The organism is Amycolatopsis sp. NBC_01488, assembly GCF_036227105.1.
Taxonomy (GTDB): domain Bacteria; phylum Actinomycetota; class Actinomycetes; order Mycobacteriales; family Pseudonocardiaceae; genus Amycolatopsis.
This window is the reverse complement of record NZ_CP109434.1, coordinates 2,897,595-2,921,367: the sequence shown is the minus strand read 5'-3', so window position 1 is coordinate 2,921,367 and position 23,773 is coordinate 2,897,595. Positions and strand designations below refer to the sequence as shown.

The 23,773-nt window shown below is 71.1% G+C and carries 26 protein-coding genes; 13 read left to right on the top strand and 13 right to left on the bottom strand.

The genetic code is table 11. The features are described 5' to 3' along the window. Positions 1-3 precede the first annotated feature (3 nt). From OG738_RS14180 to OG738_RS14170, 3 genes are all read left to right on the top strand, one after another. Positions 4-606 (top strand): GNAT family N-acetyltransferase, encoded by a 603-nt coding sequence (locus tag OG738_RS14180; RefSeq protein ID WP_329054268.1) that lies wholly within the window; start codon positions 4-6, stop codon positions 604-606. Between the two features lie 99 nt (positions 607-705). Continuing rightward, entirely contained in the window at positions 706-2,688 is a 1,983-nt protein-coding gene (gene acs, locus OG738_RS14175; RefSeq protein ID WP_329054266.1) for an acetate--CoA ligase, read from the top strand. A 142-nt stretch (positions 2,689-2,830) separates the two neighbouring features. Next, on the top strand, positions 2,831-3,292 hold the full coding sequence (locus OG738_RS14170; RefSeq protein WP_329054264.1) for a DUF6319 family protein: 462 nt from the start codon (positions 2,831-2,833) through the stop codon (positions 3,290-3,292). A gap of 66 nt (positions 3,293-3,358) precedes the next feature. Here OG738_RS14170 and OG738_RS14165 read toward each other — a convergent pair whose 3' ends face one another. Further along, positions 3,359-3,700, bottom strand: coding sequence for a cupin domain-containing protein (locus OG738_RS14165; RefSeq protein ID WP_329054263.1), 342 nt, complete (start codon positions 3,698-3,700; stop codon positions 3,359-3,361). Positions 3,701-3,829: 129 nt separating this feature from the next. Here OG738_RS14165 and OG738_RS14160 point away from each other — a divergent pair, with 129 nt between their 5' ends. After that, positions 3,830-4,558, top strand: coding sequence for a VIT1/CCC1 transporter family protein (locus OG738_RS14160; protein ID WP_329054261.1), 729 nt, complete (start codon positions 3,830-3,832; stop codon positions 4,556-4,558). Here the strand turns inward: OG738_RS14160 and OG738_RS14155 are convergent, their stop codons facing one another. Continuing rightward, complete coding sequence (locus tag OG738_RS14155) at positions 4,559-6,016, bottom strand: peptide MFS transporter (protein ID WP_329054259.1); 1,458 nt, start codon at positions 6,014-6,016, stop codon at positions 4,559-4,561. Between the two features lie 186 nt (positions 6,017-6,202). Here OG738_RS14155 and nhaA point away from each other — a divergent pair, with 186 nt between their 5' ends. From nhaA to OG738_RS14140, 3 genes are read left to right on the top strand one after another with little or no spacing between them, the layout of a single operon-like run. Then, positions 6,203-7,390: a Na+/H+ antiporter NhaA gene (nhaA, locus tag OG738_RS14150; protein ID WP_329054258.1), complete on the top strand. Its 1,188-nt coding sequence runs from the start codon at positions 6,203-6,205 to the stop codon at positions 7,388-7,390. Positions 7,391-7,432: 42 nt separating this feature from the next. Continuing rightward, positions 7,433-7,927 carry a phage holin family protein gene (locus tag OG738_RS14145; protein WP_329054256.1) on the top strand — a complete coding sequence of 165 codons (495 nt, stop codon included), beginning with the start codon at positions 7,433-7,435 and terminating at the stop codon, positions 7,925-7,927. 4 nt (positions 7,928-7,931) lie between these two features. Beyond that, a complete protein-coding gene (locus tag OG738_RS14140; RefSeq protein ID WP_329054254.1) occupies positions 7,932-8,852 on the top strand; it encodes an alpha/beta fold hydrolase in 921 nt (306 codons plus the stop codon). Here the strand turns inward: OG738_RS14140 and OG738_RS14135 are convergent. Beyond that, entirely contained in the window at positions 8,845-9,933 is a 1,089-nt protein-coding gene (locus OG738_RS14135) for an FAD-dependent monooxygenase (protein ID WP_329054253.1), read from the bottom strand. The two genes, OG738_RS14140 and OG738_RS14135, sit on opposite strands and share 8 nt — an antisense overlap. 110 nt (positions 9,934-10,043) lie before the next feature. On the opposite strand from OG738_RS14135, the gene OG738_RS14130 reads away from it, so the two are divergent. Next, positions 10,044-10,928, top strand: coding sequence for a GntR family transcriptional regulator (locus OG738_RS14130; protein WP_329054251.1), 885 nt, complete (start codon positions 10,044-10,046; stop codon positions 10,926-10,928). Here the strand turns inward: OG738_RS14130 and OG738_RS14125 are convergent. Genes OG738_RS14125 through nth form a run of 4 tightly spaced genes read right to left on the bottom strand, consistent with a single transcriptional unit; the run spans position 10,925 to position 14,097 of the window. Beyond that, on the bottom strand, positions 10,925-12,109 hold the full coding sequence (locus tag OG738_RS14125; RefSeq protein ID WP_329054249.1) for a MarP family serine protease: 1,185 nt from the start codon (positions 12,107-12,109) through the stop codon (positions 10,925-10,927). The genes OG738_RS14130 and OG738_RS14125 overlap by 4 nt on opposite strands. A gap of 4 nt (positions 12,110-12,113) precedes the next feature. Then, a complete protein-coding gene (locus OG738_RS14120; RefSeq protein WP_329054248.1) occupies positions 12,114-12,812 on the bottom strand; it encodes an NUDIX hydrolase in 699 nt (232 codons plus the stop codon). After that, positions 12,809-13,417: a TlpA family protein disulfide reductase gene (locus tag OG738_RS14115; protein ID WP_329054246.1), complete on the bottom strand. Its 609-nt coding sequence runs from the start codon at positions 13,415-13,417 to the stop codon at positions 12,809-12,811. The genes OG738_RS14120 and OG738_RS14115 overlap by 4 nt, the downstream gene beginning before the upstream one ends. Then, positions 13,414-14,097: an endonuclease III gene (gene nth / locus OG738_RS14110; RefSeq protein WP_329056698.1), complete on the bottom strand. Its 684-nt coding sequence runs from the start codon at positions 14,095-14,097 to the stop codon at positions 13,414-13,416. Before nth ends, OG738_RS14115 begins: the two co-directional genes overlap by 4 nt. Positions 14,098-14,324: 227 nt before the next feature. On the opposite strand from nth, the gene OG738_RS14105 reads away from it, so the two are divergent. The 5 genes from OG738_RS14105 (at position 14,325) to OG738_RS14085 (ending at position 19,578) form a co-directional block, all read left to right on the top strand. Then, positions 14,325-14,576, top strand: coding sequence for a hypothetical protein (locus OG738_RS14105; protein WP_013230551.1), 252 nt, complete (start codon positions 14,325-14,327; stop codon positions 14,574-14,576). Between the two features lie 151 nt (positions 14,577-14,727). Beyond that, on the top strand, positions 14,728-15,402 hold the full coding sequence (locus tag OG738_RS14100) for a Crp/Fnr family transcriptional regulator (protein ID WP_003081747.1): 675 nt from the start codon (positions 14,728-14,730) through the stop codon (positions 15,400-15,402). Positions 15,403-15,804: 402 nt separating this feature from the next. Continuing rightward, positions 15,805-17,064, top strand: a complete 1,260-nt coding sequence (locus tag OG738_RS14095) for an MFS transporter (RefSeq protein WP_329056697.1) — start codon at positions 15,805-15,807, stop codon at positions 17,062-17,064. Between the two features lie 37 nt (positions 17,065-17,101). Then, positions 17,102-18,163, top strand: a complete 1,062-nt coding sequence (locus OG738_RS14090; RefSeq protein ID WP_329054243.1) for a DNA polymerase III subunit beta — start codon at positions 17,102-17,104, stop codon at positions 18,161-18,163. A 242-nt stretch (positions 18,164-18,405) separates the two neighbouring features. Then, positions 18,406-19,578, top strand: coding sequence for a carboxylesterase family protein (locus OG738_RS14085; protein ID WP_329054241.1), 1,173 nt, complete (start codon positions 18,406-18,408; stop codon positions 19,576-19,578). Here the strand turns inward: OG738_RS14085 and OG738_RS14080 are convergent. The 6 genes from OG738_RS14080 to OG738_RS14055 all read right to left on the bottom strand — a co-directional run bounded on the left by OG738_RS14080 (position 19,556) and on the right by OG738_RS14055 (position 23,771). Further along, positions 19,556-19,810 carry a glutaredoxin domain-containing protein gene (locus OG738_RS14080; RefSeq protein WP_329054240.1) on the bottom strand — a complete coding sequence of 85 codons (255 nt, stop codon included), beginning with the start codon at positions 19,808-19,810 and terminating at the stop codon, positions 19,556-19,558. The genes OG738_RS14085 and OG738_RS14080 overlap by 23 nt on opposite strands. Next, positions 19,807-20,577, bottom strand: a complete 771-nt coding sequence (locus tag OG738_RS14075; protein WP_329054239.1) for an MBL fold metallo-hydrolase — start codon at positions 20,575-20,577, stop codon at positions 19,807-19,809. The genes OG738_RS14080 and OG738_RS14075 overlap by 4 nt, the downstream gene beginning before the upstream one ends. Beyond that, complete coding sequence (locus tag OG738_RS14070) at positions 20,574-21,392, bottom strand: NUDIX hydrolase (protein ID WP_329054238.1); 819 nt, start codon at positions 21,390-21,392, stop codon at positions 20,574-20,576. Before OG738_RS14070 ends, OG738_RS14075 begins: the two co-directional genes overlap by 4 nt. Before the next feature lie 109 nt (positions 21,393-21,501). Then, the gene (locus tag OG738_RS14065) at positions 21,502-22,653 is read right to left on the bottom strand and encodes a hypothetical protein (protein ID WP_329054237.1); all 1,152 of its coding nucleotides are present in this window, start codon (positions 22,651-22,653) and stop codon (positions 21,502-21,504) included. Between the two features lie 36 nt (positions 22,654-22,689). Beyond that, entirely contained in the window at positions 22,690-23,316 is a 627-nt protein-coding gene (locus OG738_RS14060; protein WP_329054235.1) for a hypothetical protein, read from the bottom strand. Next, complete coding sequence (locus OG738_RS14055; protein ID WP_086840822.1) at positions 23,316-23,771, bottom strand: RidA family protein; 456 nt, start codon at positions 23,769-23,771, stop codon at positions 23,316-23,318. Before OG738_RS14055 ends, OG738_RS14060 begins: the two co-directional genes overlap by 1 nt. Between the last annotated feature and the right edge of the window lie 2 nt (positions 23,772-23,773).

Here is a 23,773-nt window from a genome sequence, read left to right as displayed (position 1 = left end):
CACGTGAGCGACTGGAGCACCCGACCGACCCTGTCCGGCGAGCACGTCCGCCTGGAGCCGTTGACGCCCGGCCACGCCAAGGGCCTCCTCGAAGCCGGCGCCGACCCGGGCATCTGGGCGTGGCTGAGCATCCGGCAGCCGGGGGATCTTCCGGCTGCGGAGCGGATGGTCGAGGAGGCGCTCGCCGACCCCGCGCGCCGGGCGTTCGCGCAGATCGACGTCACGTCCGGCCGCGTCGCCGGGACGACGTCGTACTACCAGGTCGTCGAGGCGCACCGGATCCTCTCGATCGGGCACACGTGGATCGGCGCGGACTGGCAACGCACCGGGCTGAACACCGAGGCGAAGCTCGTCCTGCTCACGCACGCGTTCGAAACCCTTGGCGCGCAACGGGTCGCGTGGGAGACGGACCTCCGCAACCTGCGTTCGCAACGCGCCATCGAGCGACTTGGCGCGCTTCGCGAAGGCGTGCTGCGCGCGCACCGGATCCGGCCGGACGGCTCGTCCCGCGACACCGTCCTCTATTCGATGCTGGCGCCGGAGTGGCCGGCCGCGAAGGCACGGCTGAACGAACGCTTAGTCACCGCGACTCGCCTGGCTCGGTGAAACGACCGGGCAACGTGGGTGCAACCTTTTACAAGGCGGACTAACGTCGCTAGCGTGCCGCTAGCCGGTGATCGGCGCACTACAGGAGGCCTTGCAACCATGACCGAGCAGTCCCCAGCCCTGGACAACCTGCTCACCGAGAGCCGTACGTTCCCGCCCAGCGACGAATTCGCTGGCCAGGCCAACGCGAAGGCCGATCTCTACGCCGAGGCGGATGCCGATCGCGAAGCGTTCTGGGCGAAGCAGGCGGAGCGGCTGACGTGGGACACGAAGTGGACCACGGTACTGGACTGGACCAATGCGCCGTTCGCGAAGTGGTTCGTCGGCGGCAAGCTGAACGTCGCGTACAACTGCGTCGACCGCCACGTCGAGTCCGGGCACGGCGACCAGGTCGCGATCCACTGGGTCGGCGAACCGGGTGACACGCGGGACATCACCTACGCCGAGCTGAAGACCGAGGTTTCCAAGGCCGCCAACGCACTCGCGTCCCTCGGCGTCACCGCCGGCGACGTCGTCGCGATCCAGCTGCAGATGGTCCCCGAGGCCATCTTCGCGATGCTGGCGTGCGCGCGGATCGGCGCGCTGCACAACGTCGTCTTCGGCGGCTTCTCGCCGACGGCGCTGCGGGCCCGCGTCGACGATGCCGCCGCGAAGGTCGTCATCACCTCCGACGGCCAGTTCCGCCGCGGCAAGGCCGCGCCGATGAAGGCCAACGTCGACGAAGCGCTCGAAGGCGCCGAAACCGTCGAGAAGGTCATCGTCGTCAAGCGCACGGGCGACAAGCTCGAGGGCGACGTCCCGTGGACCGACGGCCGCGACCTCTGGTGGCACGAACTCGTCGACGGACAGTCCGAAGAGCACACTCCCGAAGCCTTCGACAGCGAGCACCCGCTGTTCATCCTCTACACGTCGGGCACGACCGGGAAGCCGAAGGGCATCCTGCACACCTCCGGCGGCTACCTGACGCAGACGGCGTACACGCACCACAACGTCTTCGACCACAAGGCCGGCGAAGACGTCTACTGGTGCACCGCGGACATCGGCTGGATCACCGGCCACAGCTACATCGTCTACGGCCCGCTCGCCAACCGCGTCACGCAGGTCGTCTACGAAGGCACGCCGAACACCCCGCACGAGGGCCGGCACTGGGAGATCGTCCAGAAGTACCAGGTCTCCCTCTACTACACCGCACCGACGCTGATCCGCACGTTCATGAAGTGGGGCGCGGAAATCCCGGAGAAGTACGACCTGTCGTCGCTGCGGGTGCTGGGCTCGGTCGGCGAGCCGATCAACCCCGAGGCGTGGATCTGGTACCGCGAGAACATCGGCGCGGGCAAGACCCCGATCGTCGACACGTGGTGGCAGACCGAGACCGGCGCGATCATGATCTCGCCGCTGCCGGGTGTCACCTCGACCAAGCCGGGCTCGGCGCAGAAGGCGCTGCCGGGCATCTCCGCGAAGGTCGTCGACGACACCGGCACCGAGGTCGGGCCCGGCGGTGGCGGGTACCTGGTGCTCGACAAGCCGTGGCCGTCGATGCTGCGGGGCGTCTGGGGCGACGAGGAGCGCTTCCGCGACACGTACTGGTCGCGCTTCAAGGACCAGGGCTTCTACTTCGCCGGCGACGGCGCGAAGTACGACAATGACGGTGACGTCTGGCTGCTGGGCCGCGTCGACGACGTGATGAACGTGTCCGGCCACCGCATCTCGACCACCGAGGTCGAGTCGGCACTGGTGTCGCACCCGACGGTGGCCGAGGCCGCGGTCGTCGGCGCGACCGACCCGACGACCGGCCAGGGCATCGTCGCGTTCGTCATCCTCCGCGGCAACGCCGTCGACGGGGGCGAGGAGGCCATCCAGGCACTGCGCAACCATGTCGCGAAGGAGATCGGGCCGATCGCGAAGCCGCGGCAGATCATGGTCGTGCCGGAGCTGCCGAAGACGCGCTCGGGCAAGATCATGCGCCGGCTGCTGCGCGACGTCGCGGAGAACCGCCAGGTCGGCGACGTCACCACGCTGGCCGACTCGTCGGTGATGGACCTGATCTCGTCGGGCCTGAAGTCGGGCAAGTCCGAGGAGTGAGCTAGCGTTCTCCCGTCAGAGCCCTTCCGGCTTCGCGCCGGAGGGGCTCTGTCATGACACCCCCGAGTGGCGCGGCTCGAACGCATGTTCTACGCTGTGCCGCGAACCACACCCCCTTCCCGGGCAAGGAGACGACACGACGATGACCGTGGATGTCCTGACGCACGACGAGGAAACGGCCGAGGTCCCGGCTCCGGAGCTGTCCACCGCCGAGGCGACCGTCACCGAGTCCGCGTCCACCTCCGAGGAGGGCTCGACCGAGCCCGCCGCCGAGGAGGCCCCCAAGCCGAAGCGCGGCCGCCCGAAGGGTGCGACGGCGTCGACGGCGAAGAAGACCCGCACGGTCGAGCTGACCCTCACCGTCACCGGCACCGCCGACGGCGAGTGGCAGGCCGAGCTGAAGAACGGCGCCAAGTGGGTCGCGAAGGGCCTCGAGATCCCGGCGGCGGCCGTCTCGCGCGCGGCGAAGGAGCTGCACGCGGACCTGTCGGGCCCGATCGACGAGGTGATCAACCAGGCCCGCGAGGCGCAGGCGGCGAAGGTCGCGGCGCTGGAGGCCGAGCTCGAGAAGGCCAAGCAGGCCCTCGCCGAGCTGGACGCCTGAGGCTTCACTCCGGGAGACGCCCGGTCCCGCGTTGGCGGGGCCGGGCGTTTCCGCGCTCGGAGCAGTTCAGGCGATCGGCGGACGTCCCGGCAGGGGCGACTTGAACTCCACCCACATCGAGTCCGTCAGGGCCTCCACGTGGTGGGCCACGCCGCGCGGGTGCAGTACCGAATCCCCCGGCTCCAGCTCCGCCTCGACGCCGTCGACCGCGCCCCGCAGCCGGCCCGATAGGACGTAGACGATCGAGTCGTGGTCGTGGGCGTGCGTCGGCGAAGCCACCCCGGCCGGGTAGTGGATCAAGTACGCCAGACCGCTCTCCGCCGTCTCCAGCTGCCGGAACCGGCCCTCGCCGCCCTGGAGCGGCCGGCCCTCGACCGTCGTCAGCGGCTGCCACACTTGCTCGTCCATGCCGCCCATGATGACCCAGAACCGCCGAGTCCACACAGGACTGGCTTAGGCAAGGCACGCGTTAATTAGGCGAACCTGACCCAAACCGGAGGTCTCGCCACGATTCTCCGTTCGTGTTTCACTGGTCCGGTGACCGAAACGATCGACGGCGACGCCGTGGAACACGCCCACGAACCGCACGAGGGCGTGGGCGGCAAGCTGAACTGGCTGCGGGCCGGGGTTCTCGGGGCGAACGACGGGATCGTGTCCGTCGCCGGGATCGTCGTCGGCGTGGCCGGCGCGACCACCGAAAGCACCACGATCCTCACCGCCGGAATCGCCGGGCTCGTCGCCGGCGCCTTTTCCATGGCCGGCGGGGAATACGTCTCGGTGAGCACCCAGCGCGACACCGAACAGGCCTTGCTCCGGCTGGAAAAGCAGGAGCTCAAGACGATGCCGGAGGCCGAGGAGCGCGAGCTCGCCGAGATCTACGAGCGGAAAGGGCTTTCGCCGGAGCTGGCCGGCCGGGTCGCCCGCGAGCTGACCGACAACGACGCCCTGCAGGCGCACGCGGAGGCCGAGCTGGGCATCGACCCGGACAACCTGACCAGTCCGTGGCAGGCGGCGTGGGCGTCGCTGATCGCGTTCTCCGTCGGCGCGCTGCTGCCGCTCCTGTCCATCGCCTGGGCCGGCGTCTCCCTGCGGGTGTGGGCGTGCGCGGCCGCGGTCGTCGTCGGCCTCACGCTGACCGGATGGATCAGCGCGAGGCTCGGCGACGCGAACGTGGGGCGCGCGATCCTCCGCAACGTCGGGGTCGGCGCCCTCACGATGGTGGTGACCTACTTCGTCGGAGTGCTCTTCGGCGTCACCGTCGGATGACTAGTGCACGCCCTTCATCAGCTTGCGGATGAAGGGCGTCGCCGCCAGGAGCAGCAGCCCGATGGCGATCGCGACGCCGCCGACCGTGCCGAAGTACGGCGTCTCGTCGTCGACCGAGTAGTACTCGGCGAGCTTGCCCGACATCGCCGTGCCGAACGAGATCGACAGGAAGTTCAGCGCGACCATCTGCGTCCGGAACGCCTCGGGCGCGAGCTTCGTCGACAGTGACAGCCCGACCGGTGACAAGCACAGCTCCGCGATCGTGAAGACGAACAGGATGCCGACCATCGCCAACAGCGGGCTGGCGTTCTTGCCGCTGCCCACCATCGGCAGGAACAGCAGGAACGCGACACCCATGAGCACCGTGCCGAGCACGAACTTGATCGGCGTCGACGGCTGGCGCTCACCCAGCTTCGTCCACAGCGCCGCGAGGATCGGGGCGAACACGATGATGAACACCGGGTTGATCGAGTTGACCCAGGACACCGGCATCGGCCAGCCGAACAGGTCCCGGTTCAGCCGCTGGTCGGTGTAGGCCGCGACGACGGTGAACTGCTGCTGGTACAGCGAGAAGAACGCCGCGCTGGCGATGAACATCGGGATGAACGAGAACACCCGGCTGCGCTCGTCGCCGGTGATCTTGCGGCTGGTCAGGATGACGACGAAGTAGGCCACCGAGATCACGCCGACCACCCAGACGACGACGTCGGCGAGGTTGCCCGGGTTGACGACGCCGGTCAGCACCAGCGTCACGATCGCGGCGACCAGCACGACGACGGCACCGACGGCCAGCAGGCGATGCGACGACGGCAGCGGGTTCGGCACCTCCTTGGCCTTCTCACCGAGGTTCTTGCGGCCCAGCGTGTACTGGATCAGGCCCAGTGCCATGCCGATCGCGGCCAGGCCGAAGCCGAGGTGGAAGCCGACCTCGGTCTGCGCCAGCCCGGTCAGCAGCGGCCCGACGAAGGCACCGAGGTTGACGCCCATGTAGAAGATCGTGAAACCGGCGTCGCGGCGCTCGTCGCCTTCGGCGTAGAGAGTGCCGACGATCGCCGTCGCGTTCGACTTCAGCCCGCCGCTGCCCAGCGCGACGCACACGAGACCGACGCCGATACCGGCCAGGCCGGGCAGGAGCGCCAGGCTGATGTGGCCGATCATGATCAGCACGGCACTGAAGAACAGCGTCCGTTCGGAGCCGAGCAACCGGTCGGCGACCCAGGCGCCGACGACGGCGGACAGGTACACCAGGCCGCCGTACGCGCCGACGATGCCGAGCGCCGACTCCTGGGCCAGGCCCAGGCCGCCCTGTTCGACCTTGTAGTAGAGGTAGATCGGCAGGATGCCGAGCATCCCGTAGAAGGAGAAGCGTTCCCACATCTCCACGCCGAAGAGGTTCGCCAGCCCTCGTGGGTGCCCGAAGAACCTCGTGTCCTGCTGGACCTCGGTTGAGGTGCTCACAACTCTGTCTTCCTTTGGCTCGGACTTCGTTGTCGCTTGGCATGCTATGAGCACACCGCGTTACCCACCACCGCCACCCCGTGTGGCGGCGGCCATAACGGTCCGTGACAAAGAAGCATTAAAATCGGCCAAGGTGCGCCGGGAAGTCTGGTCGGCAACAGTGATCAGCGACCCCAGGAGCCGCCCGTGTCCCGCCCCTTGACCGAGTTCGCGCGCTACCTGCGCACCGAAACCACCGGCGGGCTCATCCTGCTCGGCGCGACCGCGGTCGCCCTGATCTGGGCCAACTCGCCGCTGCGCGACAGCTACCACGCACTGCGCGACCTCCGGCTCGGCCCGGAGTTGCTGCACCTGAACCTCAGCATCGGCGACTGGGCGAAGGACGGTCTCCTCGCCCTGTTCTTCTTCGTCGCCGGGCTCGAGCTGAAGCGCGAGCTGGTCATCGGCGAGCTGTCCCGCGTCAAGCAGGCCGTGCTGCCGGTGGTCGCCGCGGCCGGCGGGATGGTCGTGCCCGCGCTCGTCGCGCTCGGCGTCGGCTGGGGGACGCCGGGGATCGACCGCGCCTGGGCGATCCCGGTGGCCACGGACATCGCGTTCGCGCTCGGCGTGCTGGCGCTGACCGCGTCGAACCTGCCCTCGAGCGCGCGGGTGTTCCTGCTGTCGCTGGCCGTCGTGGACGACCTCGGCGCGATCATCGTCATCGCAGTGCTGTTCACGACCGGCTTCGACCTGGTCGCGGTGGGCGTCGCCGTCGTGGCGCTCGCGCTGTACGCCTTCCTGCAGCACCGCCGCGTCCGGACGCCGTGGCTGTACGTACCGCTCGCCCTGGTCACGTGGGTCGCGGTGCACTCGGCGGGCATTCACGCGACGGTCGCCGGCGTCGCGCTGGGCCTGCTCACCCGCGTCCGCCCCGACGAAGGCGAGGCCGAGGCACCGGCCTTGCGGCTCGAGCACCGGCTCCAGCCGTGGTCGGCGGCGGTCGCCGTGCCGCTGTTCGCGCTGTTCGCGGCCGGGATCTCGGTCGACGGCGGCGCACTGGCCTCGGTGTTCACGACGGCGTTGCCGCTCGCCGTGCTCGCCGGGCTGCTCGGCGGCAAGGTCGTCGGCATCCTCGGCGCGAGCCTGCTCGCGGTGAAACTCGGCGCGGCCGAGAAACCTCGAGGGATGAGCTGGCGGGACTTGGCCGCGTTGTCCGTGCTCGGCGGTGTCGGGTTCACGGTCAGCCTGCTGATCGCGGAGCTGGCCCTCCCCGGCGACGCGAGCGAGCTGGCGAAGGCGGCGGTGCTGATCGCGTCGGCCGTGGCGTCCCTGCTGGCGGCGGCCTTGCTACTTCGCCGTAGCCGGGTACACGCAAGAATCGCCGACACACTGTGAGTCCGCCGCGCCCGGTTTCGGGACACATGGCACGATGACCCGGTGAGCAGCCCCAAGCACGAACGCACCGGCCCCGACGGCGTGGGGGCCGTGCCTTACCTCCCGCTGTCCTCCGACACCGACGTCCCCGGCGACCAGTCGATCGGCAGGCTCGTCGGCGACGCGACCCAGCACATCTCCACCCTCGTCCGGGCCGAGATGGAACTGGCGAAGTCCGAGCTGGTCGGCGAGGTGAAGAAGGGCCTCAAGGGGGCCGTCTACTTCCTGATCGCGCTGACGGTCTTCCTCTACAGCACGTTCTTCCTGTTCTTCTTCGCGGCCGAGGGGCTGGCCCAGTGGCTGCGCTACCGCTGGATCGCGTTCGGCATCGTGTTCGTCCTGATGCTGGTGGTCACGCTCGTGGCCGGGTTCCTGGGCTACCGCAAGGTGAAGAAGTTCAAGGCACCCGAGCGGACGATCGCCAGCGTCAAGGAGACCGCCGCCGCGCTGAAGCCGCAGAAGGCGCCCGACGCCGACCTGACCACCACGCGCGACTGAGGCGGTGCCCGCGTCCCCCGACCCGTCGAGCGTCCGGCTCGACGGCCCGTGGGCCCACCGCGACGTGTCCGCGAACGGCATCCGGCTGCACGTCGCCGAGCTCGGCGAGGGGCCCGTCGTGGTGCTGCTGCACGGGTTCGCCGAGTTCTGGTGGACCTGGCACCACCAGCTGCCGGCGCTGGCCGACGCCGGGTTCCGCGCGGTCGCCGTCGACCTGCGCGGCTACGGCGACTCGGACAAGCCGCCGCGCGGCTACGACGCGTGGACGCTCGCCGGTGACGTCGGCGGCCTGATCAAGTCCCTCGGGGCGCGCCGCGCGCACCTCGTGGGCCACGCGTGGGGCGGCATGCTCGCCTGGACGGTCGCGTCCCTGCACCCCCGGCTCGTGTCGTCGGTGACGGCGATCGGTGGCGCCCACCCGCTCGCGCTGCGGTCCGGCGCGGCCCGCCCGTGGCGCGGCCAAGGCCGCGCGGCCGGGCACCTCTTCCGGTTCCAGGTACCGATGGCACCGGAGAAGTGGCTGCTGAAGGACGACGCCCAGGCCGTCGCCGACCTCTTCGGCGGCTGGGCCGGAAGCCGGTGGCGGTCCACTTCGGACTTCGCCGACAGCGTCGAGGAGTTCCGGCACGCCATGCTCGTGCCCGGCGTCGCGCACAGCGCGCTCGAGTACTACCGCTGGGCGTTCCGCGCGCAGTTCCGCGGCGAAGGCCGCCGGTTCACCGACGCCGTCGGCACCCGGGTCACGGCGCCGACGCTGCAGCTGCACGGCGCCGACGACACCTGCATCCTGCCCGAGACGGCGACGTCGTCGGTGCGCTGGGCGGGCCCGCACGCCGAGCCGGAAATCTGGCCGGGCGTCGGGCACTTCCCGCACCTCGAGGCGCCGGACCGCACGTCGGCGGCGTTGGTCGGCTTCCTCAAGTGAGGTCGATGGCGTTCTTCGCCCGCGCGACCGACTCCTCCACCGGGCCGCCCGTCGGGTTCTCCGTGGCCAGCGCCTGGTTGAGCGCGACGAACGGCCGCATCCGCCGCTCGTACGCCGTGAAAGCCGCTTCGTGCTCCGCACGGCCCAGCTCTTGCGCGAGGACGTAAGCGCCGACGAGCGCGAGGCTCGTCCCCTGGCCGGATAGCGCGGACGCGCAGTAGCCCGCGTCGCCCAGCAGCACGACCCGGCCCGCCGACCAGCGGTCCAGGTGGATCTGGGCCATCGCGTCGAAGTAGAAGACGTCCGCGGCGGCCATCGCCTCCAGCAGCTTCGGCACCTCCCAGCCGACCCCGGCCAGCCGCTCGGCGACGAGCCGCTTCTGCTCCGGAACGGTCAGCCGCGGCAAGGGTTCCGAGCGGAAGCCCAGGGTCACGCGCAACTCGGTGTTGTCCCGCACCGGGTAGATCGCGCCGCCGGTCTCCTCGTGCCGGAACCAGACCTGCCAGTCCTCGAGGCCCAGGAAGTTCGGCGCCGGGAAGATCGCCAGGTACTGGCCGAGGTGGCCGGCGAACCGCTCCTCCGGTCCGAAGGCCAACCGCCGCACCGCCGAGTGCAGGCCGTCCGCGCCGACGACGAGGTCGAACGTCCGGAAGCCGGCGTGCTCGAACTCGACGCGCACGCCGTGCGCCTCCTGCGTCAACGCCGTGATCGAGTCGCCGAAGACGTGTTCGACGTCGGTCGCCTCGTGCAGGATCGCCACGACGTCGTCGCGCAGGATCTCGAAGTCGTCGCTGTCGAGCCGTCCACTGCTGTAGGTGAACTCTTCGGACCGGAACAGCTCCTGCCCGGCCCCGTCCACCACGGACATCCCGCGCATCCGGGTGCGCAGCGCGCGCATCCGGTCGCCGAGGCCCATCGCGTCGACGACGTCGAGCGCGACGCCGCGCACGTCGATCGCCTGGCCGCCGGTGCGCGGTCCGGGCGCCCGCTCGACGACGGTCACGGCCCAGCCCGCGCGCGCCAGGAACCAGGCCAGCGTGCCGCCGGCGACACCGGCACCCGAGATCAGGACGTTTCGCATGGTTTCCTCCAGAGTCGTACACTTCCTGCGATCACTCTGGAGTTCCGGCAGTTCATCAGCAAAATCTGTGCTAGCACAGATGAGCATCTGTACTAGCACAGGAGGTAGCCGTGAAGTACCTGGCGATCGCCGAAGAGCTGCGGGGCCGGATCACGCGCGGCGAGCTCTCACCGGGCGCGCGGGTTCCCTCGACCCGGCGGCTGGCGACCGACCACGGCGTCGCGATGGCGACCGCGGCGAAGGCGCTGACCCTGCTGAACCAGGAAGGGCTGGTGCACGCCGAACCGCGGTCCGGCACGATCGTCAGCGGCCGGGACCGCCGTGGTGGTGGCCAGCGGGGGCTGACCCGCGAGCGGATCGTGCGGACGGCGATCGCCATCGCCGACACCGAGGGGCTCGGCGCGCTGTCCATGCGCGGGGTCGCCGCCCGCCTCGGCGTCGCGGCGATGGCGCCGTACCGGTACGTGCGGGGCAAGGACGAGCTGGTGCTGCTCATGGCCGACGCCGCGTTCGGCGAACGCGGCTACCCGGCCGAGCCGTCCGGCGACTGGCGTGACCGGCTGACGCTCGGCGGCCGCACGCTCTGGTCGCTCTTCCGGCGCCACCCGTGGCTGGCGCAGCTCGGGCCGGTCACCCGGCCGCTGCCGCTGCGCAACCTCGCCACGCACGGCGAATGGGCGCTCTCGGCGCTGTCCGAGCTGGACGTCGACGCGGCGACGCTGTGCGACTTGCACGTCCTGTTCTTCAGCCACGTCCAGGGGATGGCGGTCCACCTGGAGCGCGAGCAGAGCGCGCTGGCGTCGTCCGGGCTGACCGAAGAGGACTGGATGGACCACCAGGGCCCCGCCGTGGCGGCGATGGCGGCCGGGCACCCGACGTTCGCCAAGATGCTCGCCGAGCTGACCGAGACCGGCTACGACCTCGTCCTCGACGACATCTTCGAGTCGGGCATGCGGGCCCTGCTCGACGGTCTCGCGCTGCGCTTCGGGCGTTAAGCCGCGCAGGAGCCGGTGGACACGTTCGTCGACTGCGACGGCGCCGCGTCGACCTCGGCCCGCACCTGCTCGGCCGTGAGGGTGAAGCCCGTCTCCGGGTCCTCGACCGCCGCGCCGAACACGACGCCGATGACCTGCCCGTCCGGGGTCACCATCGGGCCGCCGGAGTTGCCGCTGCGGATCTCCGCGCGGACGGTGAAGACGTCCCGCTGCACGGTGTTGGCGTCGTAGATGTCCGGGCCGCGCAGGTTGATCCGGCCGCGCACGCGGGCCGGCGTCGCCCGGTACGGGCCGTCGAGCGGGTAGCCGAGCACGATCGCGCTGTCGCCCGCCTTCGCCGTCTCGCCCGCGAACTGCAGGGCCGGCGCGCGCAGCCGCGGCACGGCGAGCACCGCGATGTCGACCTCCGGGTCGAAGTACACGACGCGCGCCGGGTAGTCGCCCTGCGTCGTCTCGATGCCGACGGTGTCGGTGCCCGCGACGACGTGCGCGTTCGTCAGCACCCGCTGCGGCGCGATCACGAACCCGCTGCCCTCGAGCGACCGCGAGCACGAGCTGGCGCTGCCGCGGATCTTGACGACGCTGCCGTGCAGCGCCTGGACGGTCCCGCTGCTCTGCAGCGTGGGATCGGGCGGCGAGGTGTCGGCCGTCGGGGCCTTCTGGAACGGGTCCACGATCGACGGAAAGCCGGACGCGTCGAGCAGCTTGCGCAGCTGGCTCGGGAAGCCCTGCGCGGCCTCCGGCATGGCGTCGTTGACCTTGCCGAGGATCACCGAGCCGTTGATCGCCTTGGCCAGCCCGGGCAGCCCGGACACGGTGGTCAGCGGCGTCGCGATCAGCCACGCCACGACGAACACGACCAGGGCCTGCACGATCGCGCCGAGCGTCTTGTCGATGCCGGACAGCTTGTCCGGGTTGATCTTCTGGCGCAGCCGCCGACCGGTGTAGACGCCGATCGCCTCGCCGAAGGCGACCAGGAACACCACGGTCGCGACCGCGAAGGCGACCTTCCACACCGGGTCGTCGAAGAACGAGACGACGACCGGCGCGAGCTTGATCCCGGCGAGCGCGCCGAGCACGACACCCACGAGCGACGGCAGCGCGATGATCACGCCCTGGTACGCGCCGGACACCGCCGCCAGCACGGCCAGCAGCAGGACCAGCACATCGACCCAGTTCACGTCGTCACCCCTCACCCGCGATACGTGCCTGGTACGCGGCCAGCGCCTCGTCGAGGTCCCGGACGTCGCCCGAGTCCCATTCGCGCTCCCAGCCTCCCAGGCCGAGGAGGACGGACAGCAACCCGGCGGTGAACCCCCACACGAACAGGCCGGAGACCTCGAAGGCCGGCCCCTTCCACGGCGCGCCGGCCTTCTGGACCATGAACCGGTTGGCCGGGTCGACCAGGTCGGCGATGGCGACGCGCGCGACGGACGCCGTCTCGCCCGGGTCCACGGCGTGCACCGGCGACGGCTCGGCCCAGTGCGCCAGCACCGGCGTCACCGCGAACTTCGACACCGGGACGAACAGCTCCGGCAGCACGGCCACCGGACGCACGCCGGCCGGGACGACGCCGGTCTCCTCCTCGGCCTCGCGCAGCGCGGTGCCGATCGGGCCGCCGTCGCCGTCCTCGGCGCCGCCGCCGGGGAACGCGACCTGCCCGGCGTGCGAGCCCAGCGTGTCGGCGCGGCGCTGCAGCAGGACGTCGGGCTCACCGTCGGCTTCGCGCTCGCCGAAGAGGATGAGCACCGCGGCCGGCCGCGTGTAGGCGTCCTCGGGCGGGCTGAACCGGGTGAACGTCTTCGAATCGACCTCGGCGCTGACCTTGACCAGCGGCCGGAGCCACTCGGGGACGGACTCCGGCTCGACCAGCGGTCCGATCATGAAGCCCCTCCCACTGCCGCGCGCACCTGGTCAGTGTTCCCGAACGTGCGGGGATTCGCGATGAACCGCACCTCGCCCGCGGCGGTGACCAGGTAGGACGCCGGCAGCGACGACGGCACCTTCAGGGCCGTGCGGACGGGCCCGGTCGGCCCGTCGCCGTCGAAGACCGACGGTAGGTGCACGCCCAGTTGGGCGAGCAGGTTCAAGCCGTCCTTCGCCGGGCTCTGGACCTGGACGCCGAGCACGCGCACGGCACCCGGCTGCTTCGCGTACTCCTGGAGCACGGGCAGCTCGGTCCGGCACGGCTCGCACCAGGACGCCCACACGTTGACCAGCGCCGGAGCACCCGCGAGCGCACGGCCGACATCGACGCTGGAGCCGTCGCCGAGGCAGTCCGCCTTGACGCCGTCGAGCTGCTTCACCGGCTGCGCGGGGCCGGCCGCGGGGCACGGCTGGAGGGCCGCCGCCGACCGAGCTGGCGCCAGGGCGGCGGAGTCTTCGGACGGCTTCGCGGCGCTGTCGCCACCCCCGCGGGGCAGCAGCGCGACGATGAGCGCCACCGCCAGCACGGCGGCGGCCAGCGCCCATTTGGTGACGGTCGTCACCGGGGCGCCGCCAGCGCCAGGATGTGGTCCTTTTCGACGCCTTTGACCAGCTTCGCGGCTTCGTCGAACCCGGTCGGGCCGGTGCCGTAGGACGGGCAGTCCTTGGCCAGCGGGCACGCGCCGCAGGCCGGCTTCTTGGCGTGGCAGACGCGCCGGCCGTGGAAGATCACCCGGTGGGAGAGCATCGTCCACTCCTTGCGCGGGATCAGCTCGCCGACCGCGTGCTCGACCTTGACCGGGTCGTCTTCGGCCGTCCAGCCCCAGCGGCGGACCAAGCGGCCGAAGTGGGTGTCGACGGTGATGCCCGGGACGTCGAAGGCGTTCCCGAGCACGACGTTGGCGGTCTTGCGGCCGACGCCGGGCAGCGTGACGAGGTCGTCGAGCTTGGCCGGGACCTCGCCGTCGAAGCGCTCGACCAGCGCCGCGCCGAGGCCCATCACGGAGTTCGCCTTGGCCCGGTAGAAGCCGGTGCTGCGGAGGTATTCCTCCAGCTCGGCGCGGTCGGCGCCCGCGTAGTCGGCGGCGGTCCGGTAGCGCTTGAACAGCGCGGGCGTGACGAGGTTCACCCGGACGTCGGTGGTCTGCGCGGACAGCACGACCGCGACCAGCAGTTCCAGCGGAGTGGTGAAGTCGAGCTCGCAGTGGGCGTCGGGATACACGTCGTCGAGGCAACGCTTCATCCGCCTGGCGCGTCTCACCAGAGCTAACCGGCTTTCACCCGCGCCCGCACGGGGGGCGTTCGTGGTGGCAGGTGGCACCCCGATAGCCTACGGGCGCCGTCGGACGAGCCGGTCAGTGCACCGGTGGACGACCGACACGCCAGAGCACCACCTCGGCGCAGTTTTCCGGCCGCCATGAGCGAGGATCTGGAGTAGATGCTTTTCACTGAGTGTTTCGGGGTCCTGTCATGACCGTCTGGTTCGTCATCCTGGTCCCCCTGGTGATCATGTTCTTCGCGCTGTTCATGGAGCGCGTGGAAAGCCGGCTCAAGCACGTCGCGGTGCAGGAGAACGAGGTCGAAGAGTTCCTCGAGCAGGCGCAGCCCAACGAGGTCAGGGCGCTCTACGGGCACGGCATCGGCCGCGCGCTGGAGCTGTTCCGGCTGCGTAGGCTGGGCGGACGGGCGGCCAGGCTACGCGCGCGGCGCGTGCGGAGTTAGGCTCCACGTTCGAACGAGATCATCTGGCGGGCGCGCGCGTCCGGCAGGCGATCTCGCGAGTACGCCCTAGACTGACGCGCAAGTGATCGGCGTCACGCTCTTCCAGCTCATGAGGAGGGCGTGAACGTTTCTCGACGAGGAGGCACCCGAGGTGGACGAAACCCTGGCCCGTGCGGGCATTTTCCAGGGTGTGGAGCCGGCAGCGGCGGAGGCGCTGGCCCAGACGCTGGAATCTGTTGAGTTCCCCCGCGGCCATGTCATCTTCAACGAGGGTGAACCCGGCGACAAGCTGTACATCATCCAGTCCGGCAAGGTGAAGATCGGCCGCAAGTCGCCGGACGGCCGCGAGAACCTGCTGGGCATCTTCGGCCCGTCGGACATGTTCGGCGAGCTGTCCATCTTCGACCCCGGCCCCCGGACGTCGAGCGCGACCACGGTCACCGAGGTCCGCGCGGTCACCATGGACCGCCCGGCGCTGCGGCAGTGGATCTCGACCCGCCCGGAGATCGCCGAGCAGCTGCTGCGCGTGGTCGCGCGCCGCCTGCGCCGGACGAACAACATGGTCGCGGAACTGATCTTCACCGACGTCCCGGGCCGCGTGGCGCGGGCGCTGCTGCAGCTCGCCCAGCGGTTCGGCAGCCAGGAGGCGGGCCTGCTGCGGGTCACGCACGACCTGACGCAGGAAGAGATCGCCCAGTACGTCGGCGCCTCGCGCGAGACCGTCAACAAGGCGCTCGCCGACTTCGCCCACCGCGGCTGGCTGCGGCTCGAGGGCAAGAGCGTGCTGATCCTGGACCCGGAGCGTCTGGCTCGCCGCGCTCGCTGAGTCTTTTCATGCAGAAGGCCCCCTCACCGAGGTGAGGGGGCCTTCTGCATGTCTTCCGCGACGAACAAAGAGCCGGGCGCCACCCCCGACGTGGCGCACCGGCTCCCTGTTCGTCGCGCGGACCATCCCCCGACGATCCGCGCTCCCCGCCCTCCGGACCAGGCCCCGACCCATATGCCGGAGGGAGCTGGGTTGTGTGCTGTTGTTCAACCATCACGGCCCATACCCACGAATTCAAGGCCATTCACTCTCAAGGACGCCGTCCCCGTCGTTTCGTTGCACGAGTTCACGGAGAATAGCGTGAGTGTTACCCGATCGAGACATCCCGTGGGCCGCCCCATCGTCGCTGGTGACGCATCTGACCGGTAAATAACTGGTACTCACGTACCACTCTGCGGCACACTGGTACACGTGTCCCAGTCTGAAGGTCGTACGTCTCTGGCCGACTACCGCAGCGCGCTGACGACCCGCGCGGCCCGGCGGCCCGCCGTCGCGTCCGTGCTCGCCCGCCTGCCGATCGCCATGATCGGCATCTCCGCGCTGCTCTACGTCCAGCGCGAGACCGGATCCTTCGCCGCGGCCGGGCTGGTCTCGGCCGGCTCGCTCGTCGGCGTCTCGGTGGGCGCGGTGATCCAGGGCAGGCTGATCGACCGCTTCGGCCCCACCCGGCCGTTGCTCGCCGTCTCGGCGCTGCTGGCGCTGTCGATGGCCGCGCTGGTCACGGTGATCGAGTCGCACGCCCCGACGACGGTGCTGGTCGCGTTCGCGGCGGTCACCGGCCTGTCGGAGCCGATGGTCGGCTCGGCGTCCCGTGCGCTCTGGACCCGCCTGCTGCCGCCGGGCGGCGCGCGCAACGCGGCGTTCTCGTACGAGGCGATCAGCATGGAGGTGTTCTTCATCCTCGGTCCCGGCCTCGCCGGGGTGCTGGTGCTGGCCCCGTGGGCGGGAACCGGCCTGGTGCTGGGCGTGGCGCTGCAGTTCACCGGCGCGGTGCTGTTCGCGCTGAGCCCGGCGGTGCGGGCCTGGGGTCGTTCCCCGGCTTCGGCCGGCTCACTGCTGGGCGCGCTGGCGAGCCCGGGCATGCGGACGCTGGCGCTGGCGGCGCTGGGCTTCGGCGTGGTGATCGGGTTCGTCGAGGTGGCGGTCCCGGCGTCGGCGACCGAAGCGGGTGCGCCTTCGTTCGGCGGGTTGCTGCTCTCGGCGTGGTCGCTGAGCTCGGTGGCGTTCGGCGTGGCTTACAGCCTGCGGCCGTGGCCTCGCCGTCTCGGCCTGCGGTTGCCGGCGCTGCTCGGCGGGTTCGGGGCCTTGGTGGCGTTGCTGGCCTGGCCGTCGTCGTTGTGGGGGCTGGCGCTGATGATGCTGCTGGCGGGGGCGTTGATCACGCCGCAGTCGACCGCGCATTCGTCGGCGATCGAGCTGGTGGCGCCGTCCGGGACCGCCGCCGAGGCGTTCGGGTGGGTGCTGACGGCCGTGACGCTGGGGTTGGCCGCGGGGCAGTCGGTGAGCGGGTACGTCGTGGAGCACGCCGGACCTTCGGCGGCGTTCCTGGCGGCGAGCGTGGCCGGGCTGGTGCTCGCGGTGGTCGTGTGGCTGCTGCGGGGGACGGTCCGGTCGCCCCAGCGGGCCGCGGCGGCTTCGGAGCTGGTCGGCGCCGGCCGGTAGACCGGTTTTGTCGGTGGTCGCCGGTAGCTTGCGAGACATGGACGTCACCGCGCCTGCTCACCGCCTCTCGGCGGCCGTCTCCGCTGCTTCGCGGCTGTTGCCCGCCCGCGCCGGGCTGCGGTTGCGGGCGAGCGCGGCCGGACTGACGGTCGCCGGGAGCGACCCGGACCTCGCCGTCCGGTTCGACTGCCCGGCGACCACCCACGCCGACGGCTCGGTCACCGTCCCCGGTGCACCGCTCGCCGAGACGTTGAAGATGCTCGACACCGACCTCGTGCGCCTGGTCGTCGAAGGCAGCCGCCTGGCCCTGCGGCTGGACAACGCCCGGTTCGCGCTCCCCCTCTTGTCCGCTGAGGCCGGCCCGCCGGTGCCCGATCCACCGCAAGTGTCCGAAGTGGACGGAATGGCGTTCGCATCGGCGCTGCGGATCGTCGCGGGAACGGCGTCGAAGGACGACCCACTGCCGCTGTTCACCGGCGTCCGCGTGCAGGCAGCGGATCGCCTGACGCTGACGGCGTCCGACCGCTACCGGATGGCGGTGGCCCGGCTGCCCCTGCGCACGCCGGGCGCACTGGACGTGCTGGTCCCGGCGACCTTGCTGACCGAGGCGGCCCGCCAGGCGAAGGGCATCGTCGGCCTCCACGCGGGCCCGGGCCGCTTCGCCCTGAGCTGGCAGGGCGGCCTGGTCGGCACGGCGGTCCTCGACGCGGGCTTCCTGTCGGAGGACTCGATCCCCTCAGCCGCGATCGACACAACGGTGTCCCTGAACGCGGACACCCTGGCGGCAGCGGTCCGCCGCGTCGGGGTGTACGCCGAGGATCGCCGCGTTTTGACCTTGGAGGTTGGCGACGCGCAGGTCCGCCTGGCGAGCGCGCGCCAGGACACGGGCGAAGCGGAGGAGACGTTGAAGGCGGACGTCAGCGGTGGCCGGACGTCGCCCTCGTTCCAGGCGAGGTACCTGCTGGACGCGCTGCAGGCGTTCGCGGGTGAGCGCGTGGTGCTGTCGATCCAGCCGGGGATGCGGGCGTGCATCCTGCGGGCCGAGGAGCCCGGGGAGGTGCAGCTGACGTACTACCTGATGCCGATGCTGGCTCGCTGAGAGCTGCCGACAATGTCGACATGTCGGCACGGCCACCGTGTGCCATGGCGGCGAAAATACCTGAGTCGGCGGGCTCCGAGTGGCAGGAGACCGCCGCAGCGCAGAAGCTTGCGCGGTCGACAATGCGCTGGAACGACCAGTCCACCCGCCCCCCGGGCCGCCCGTGAAACGGCGCAGCAACCGGTACGCCGTCATCGACACCACCCGGCGTCGTGAGCCGCTGAGTACTTCGAGGAGGCACGATGATCGTCGAAACCACCACCGGCCGGGTGCGCGGGAAAGACGGCACCTTCCGAGGAATCCCATACGCCACAGCGAAACGCTTCGAAGCGCCGCAACCGCCGATGCCGTGGACCGGTGTCCGGGACGCCCTCGAAGCGGGCCCCGCCGCGCCGCAACCGGCGTCGCGGCTGGAACACGCCCTCGGGCCCATGCCCCTGCCGCAGAGCGAGGACTGCCTGACGCTCAACGTCTTCACGCCGTCGACCTCCGGGAGCCGTCCGGTGCTGGTGTGGATTCACGGCGGCGGGTTCTCCAGCGGCTCCGGCGGCCAGGTCTGGTACACCGGCGCGCGCCTCGCTCGTGAGGCGGACGCCGTCGTCGTGACGCTCAACTACCGGCTCGGCGCCCTCGGCTTCCTCGCCTTGGACGGCGTACCGCCCAACCTCGGGATCGCCGACCAGCTCGCCGCCCTCGAATGGGTCCGCGACAACATCGCCGCGTTCGGCGGGAACCCGGCCGAAGTCACCCTTGGCGGGCAGTCGGCGGGGGCGCAGTCGACGCTCGCCCTGTGGTCGTCGCCGCGCGCCGAAGGCCTCGTCCGGCGGATCGCCCTGCAGAGCGCTCCGCTCGGCATGCGACCGTCCACATGGGAGGATGCCAACCAGAACGCCTTGCTGCTAAAGGAAGAACTCGGCGAAGACCTCCGCACAGCGCCGACGAAGCGGCTTCTCGAAGCCCAGCTGAGGGTCGCGGCCAAGACCGCGAAGCCCGGCTCACTGGAACCGCCGTTCCAGCTGGTCGCCGACGACGACCTCGTCGCGGCGGACCTCGTCGAGGCCGCGCCGGAAGGCCCCGCGCTGATCAGCTGGACGCGGGAAGAGCTACGCGCCTTCGTTCCCGACGCGCCGCAAGAAGTGGTCGACGAAGCGAACAGATTCTTCACCAGCGACAGGCTGGCCACGAAACTCGACGCCTTCACCTACCGCTTCGACTGGCAGGCCCCGGGCAACCGGTTCGGAGCCTGCCACTGCATCGACATCCCGTTCCTCTTCGGCACCCACGACGTCTGGGACGCGCCCATGCTCGAAGGCGCCCCGAAGGGCCTCGAAGAGGAACCAGGGCTGCGCGAAGCGTGGGCCGCCTTCCTCCACGGAAAGCGGCCGGAGACGATCAGCCTGCCGACGCGGCCTTGACCGCGGCCTCGACCTCGGCGAAGGAGGGGTTGACCATGGCGGTCGACCCGACGATCACGGTCGGGACCGTCTCGTTCCCGTTCGCGACCTCGCGCACGCGCGCGGCCCCGGACGGGTCCTCCCAGATGTTGATCTTCCGGACGTTGAAGCCGCTCCTCGACATCGGCCGGTCCAGCGCGGCGCAGAACCCGCACCCCGGCCGCCAGTAGAACTCGACCTCGACGTTGCTCATCCCTGTTCCTCCGACCGCAAGTAGTCCAGCTGCGCCTGCACGCTCAGCTCGGCCGGCGCCCACAGCGCCCGGTCGACGTCGGCGTACACGACCTCGACGACCTGGCGCGGGGTGGCCTCCGCACCGAGCGTCTTCAGAGCCGAACGCACCTGGTCGAGCCGCTGTTCCCGATGGGCAAGGTACTCGCGGGCGGTCGCGGGCAGATCGGGGAGCTCTGGACCGTGGCCGGGCAGCCCGAGCGTGCCCGCGGGCAGCTCGATCAGCTTCCGCAGCGAGCGCAGGTAGTCGCCGAGGTCGTGCAGCACCGTGGTGCCGCGGCCGAGGATGGTGTCGCCGGTCAGCACCTGGCCGTCGAGCACCAGCGACACCGAATCGTCGGTGTGCCCGGGCGTGTGCAAGACGCGGATAGAAAGGCCGCCCGCCGAGATGACGTCGCTGTCCACAAAGGACGGAGCGTCGATGCACAGCGCGGGGTCGAAGGCCCGCACCGGCGCGCCGACGCGCTCGGCGAACCAGGGCGCGCCCTCGGCGTGGTCGGGATGGAAGTGCGTGAGAACCACCAGCTCGACCTGCCCGACCGCGGCGAGCAGTTCGAGGTGCTCGAGGTCGCGGTAGCCCGGATCGACGACCACGGCCGGGCTCGAAGGCGTCGCCCGCAGCACCCAGCTGTTGGTGCCTTCAAGCGTCATCGACGACGGGTTGTTCTCCAGCAGCACCGACGCCGTCTCGGAGACCTGGCGCAGCACGCCGTACGCGGGGGCGGTCATCGCTGCTCCAGCACGACTCGGACGTGGCCGTTCTCGCGGATCAGCGTCGGCGCGATCCGGACGATCTCGCGCTGCGCGGCCAGGACGTCGTCCGCGGTGGCGAACTCGGCCAGCTCGCTCAGCGTCAGCCAGGTGGGCGGCATCAGCATGCGGCGGCCCTCGCGCGCGTCGGCGATCGCGTCCTCGGGGCGCTGCCAGCCGGAGCTCGACGCCTCCGACGTCGCGCCGTCGGCGTCCTGGCCCTCGGGCAGCTTCGCGACGTAGAACCGGGTGTCGTACCGGCGCGGCTCCGCCTCGGGCGTGATCCAGTGCGCCCACGGCCGCAGCAGGTCGGCGCGCAGCGTCAGCCCGGCGTCGGCGAGGAACCCGGCGAGCGAGACCTCCCGCGTCTCGAGGGCTTGGCGGGCAGCGGCGTACGGCGCGACGTCGGTGAGCACCGCGTCCGCGCTGCCGGCGAGCAGCACGCCGGACTCCTCGAACGTTTCGCGCACCGCCGCGCAGGTCAGCGCCCGGGCGAGGGCTTCGTCACAGCCGAACCGCGAAGCCCACCACGACGGCTCCGGGCCGGCCCACGCGATCGACGCGTCGGCGTCGCGCTGGTCGACCCCGCCGCCCGGGAAGACCGTCATGCCGCCGGCGAACGGCATGCCCTTGACCCGGTGCTGCAGGAAGATCTCGACGCCGTCGGCGCCGTCCCGGACCAGGATCACGGTGGCCGCGTCCTTGGGGACGGCGGGCGGCCCGTCGGCGTTGGCGCGGGTGGCTACCCCGGCGCCGACGGGGATGTCGAAGACAAACTCCGTTGGCTGCTCCACCCGGGCAACATACCTCCGGACCCCGACGTTCCGTCGCGCAGTTGTGGCGTCTCAGACAGTGAAAAGGCGGTGCTTCCCGGGGGAGGCACCGCCTTCTCGCGAAAGAGGACTAAGGAGCGGTCCAGCCGCGCTGCTCGCCGCCGGAGCGGGAAGCGCCGTTGAGCCGCATCTTCGCCGCCTCGGCGCGCTCGCGCTCGGCCAGCTCCGCGTGCAGCTCACGCAGCAGCGCCCGGTCGCGCTCGCTCAGGCTCGGGTCGTCCAGGTCCAGCGCCGGCAGCTCGACGACCTCGTGCATCGACGGCTTGCCCGCGGCGATCTCGCGGCCCTTCTCCGGGTCCTCGGCCAGTGCCTGCCGCAGCTGCGCCACCTCGGCCGGGGTCAGGTCGGCGGTGCGCTCCGCCCGCGTCTCGGACCGGTCGGAGGACCGCTCCGCGCGCGACTGGCGCGGCGGCTCCGGGGCGGGCGGCGGCGACACGATCGGCACCACCGGGGCGACGGGCTCCGGCGGGGTCGTCGTGGCGGTGCTCGACCGCATGCTGTGCCGGCTGCCCGAGGACTCCCCGACCGGTTCCGCCGTCACCGCGGCGGGCGCCTTGACCGGCTCGGGCCGGTACGCCGACGCGGACGACGTCGTGGTCCCGGTCACCCAGGCCGGCGACGCGGCCGCCGAAGCGGCCTGGTGGTACTCGGAGTGCGCCACGCCCGGACCGCTGACCTCGACGACGGAGTGGATCCCGGCCCGGCGCAGCGCCGTGTCGACGCGGAACGCGACGGCCGGCGGGTTGCCCTCCGGGCCCAGTTCCACGAGCACCACGCGCTGCGGCAGCGCGCCCGGCACGCTGCCGGCCGGCGTGTTGCGCCACACCGCGTGCACCGAGCGGACGTCCGGCAGCACCTGCAGGGTCCGGTCGAGCGCCTCGGCGATGCCGAACTCCGGGGAGTTCTCGCCGCTGAACCGGTGCGTGCTGACCGGCTCGGCCTCGTCGACCAGCAGGTCGTTCGCCAGCGTCGCGTCCGACCGGCTCATCTCGAGCACCAGCGCGAGCTCGCGCTGCTCGGCGGAGCTGACCGGGATGCGGCCCGCGATGAGCGTGCCGGTGGTCAGCTCGACCGCCTCGTCGATGTGCGCCCGGGCGATCAGCTCACGCGCCTCGGTGAGCGCGCTGTCGTCGATCCGGCCCGCCAGGGCCAGTAACAGGTTGTGCAGGCGCAGGGGCACCGAGAACCCGTCCATGGGCGGGCCGTCGTGGACCTCCACCATTGCCTTGCTCCCTCCCAGCTCGCTGGCGGGCGAGCGTTATGCGGCTACTAGCCGGTTCCCCGTCACCGCGCCCACGCAGACCAGCTCTGAGTCGGCCAGCGCGGCCCGGTGGTACCCCGGCAGGTCGAAGCGCGGCGGGATGACTTCGACGCTGGGCTCTTCGTCGCCCAGAACGCGCAGCACCCGCTGCAGTTCGCCGGTCAACCTCGGCAGACCGTTCAGCGCGGTGATCAGCAGCACGCGCTTGGCCGTGCCCTGCCCGACCACACCGACGTGTCGCCAGCTCTGCCGCACTTCCCCCACGTCCGGGCGACCCCGCAACGTTGCGTGGATCAGAACGGACACGGAGTCGACCGAGTTAACCCATTCGGGCGCACTCGACGTGAATGTGTACCGGTTCTCGGAGACGTCGTCTACCCCCAGCGTCGAACTGACCTGGTGCCAGTCGGCGCCGTGCGGGATGAGCCCGGCCACGAGCAGGCGGTACTCCGTTTGGTCGAGGTCAATCCTGTGCTTAAGCAAAGACCTCGGCAGGGTCCGGGCGAGGGTGCCCATGGCGCCCTCGCCGAGCCAGTCGCGGAACCGCCACAGCAGCTGGTCGGGCAGCCGCCCGGCCAGCCGGAGCAGCAGCTCGTGGGTGGACTGCTCGATGTCCGGATCCATCACTGCACCTCCACGATGAGTTCGACCTCCACCGGCGAGCCGATGGGCAGCTCCGCGACGCCGACGGCCGACCGGGCGTGGATGCCCGCGTCGCCGAAGACCTCGCCGAGGAGCTCGGACGCGCCGTTGACGACCGCGGGCTGGCCGGTGAAGCCCTCCGCGGAAGCCACGAAGCCGACAACCTTGACGATCCGCGCGACGTTGTCAATGCCGACCAGCGCGTGCACGGCCGCGAGCGCGTTGAGCGCCGACGTGCGGGCGTGGCCCTTCGCCTCTTCGGGGCTGATCTCCGCGCCGACCTTGCCGGTCGCGGCGAGCACGCCGTCGACGAAGGGCAGCTGGCCGGAGGTGTAGACGTGCTTGCCGCTCTGCACGGCGGGCACGTAAGCGGCCAGCGGAGCGGCCACGCCGGGCAGCTCGATGCCGAGTTCCTTCAGCCGTTCGCTCCAGCTCACTC

Coding starts and splice junctions, on each gene's coding strand:
- OG738_RS14085 (WP_329054241.1), top strand. CDS start 18,406: ATGATCGTCGAAACCACCACCGGCCGGGTGCGCGGGAAAGACGGCACC.
- OG738_RS14060 (WP_329054235.1), bottom strand. CDS start 23,316: ATGGATCCGGACATCGAGCAGTCCACCCACGAGCTGCTGCTCCGGCTG.
- OG738_RS14075 (WP_329054239.1), bottom strand. CDS start 20,577: ATGACCGCCCCCGCGTACGGCGTGCTGCGCCAGGTCTCCGAGACGGCG.
- OG738_RS14065 (WP_329054237.1), bottom strand. CDS start 22,653: ATGGTGGAGGTCCACGACGGCCCGCCCATGGACGGGTTCTCGGTGCCC.
- OG738_RS14090 (WP_329054243.1), top strand. CDS start 17,102: ATGGACGTCACCGCGCCTGCTCACCGCCTCTCGGCGGCCGTCTCCGCT.
- OG738_RS14120 (WP_329054248.1), bottom strand. CDS start 12,812: ATGATCGGACCGCTGGTCGAGCCGGAGTCCGTCCCCGAGTGGCTCCGG.
- OG738_RS14170 (WP_329054264.1), top strand. CDS start 2,831: ATGACCGTGGATGTCCTGACGCACGACGAGGAAACGGCCGAGGTCCCG.
- OG738_RS14135 (WP_329054253.1), bottom strand. CDS start 9,933: ATGCGAAACGTCCTGATCTCGGGTGCCGGTGTCGCCGGCGGCACGCTG.
- OG738_RS14105 (WP_013230551.1), top strand. CDS start 14,325: ATGACCGTCTGGTTCGTCATCCTGGTCCCCCTGGTGATCATGTTCTTC.
- OG738_RS14080 (WP_329054240.1), bottom strand. CDS start 19,810: ATGAGCAACGTCGAGGTCGAGTTCTACTGGCGGCCGGGGTGCGGGTTC.
- OG738_RS14165 (WP_329054263.1), bottom strand. CDS start 3,700: ATGGACGAGCAAGTGTGGCAGCCGCTGACGACGGTCGAGGGCCGGCCG.
- nth (WP_329056698.1), bottom strand. CDS start 14,097: ATGAAGCGTTGCCTCGACGACGTGTATCCCGACGCCCACTGCGAGCTC.
- acs (WP_329054266.1), top strand. CDS start 706: ATGACCGAGCAGTCCCCAGCCCTGGACAACCTGCTCACCGAGAGCCGT.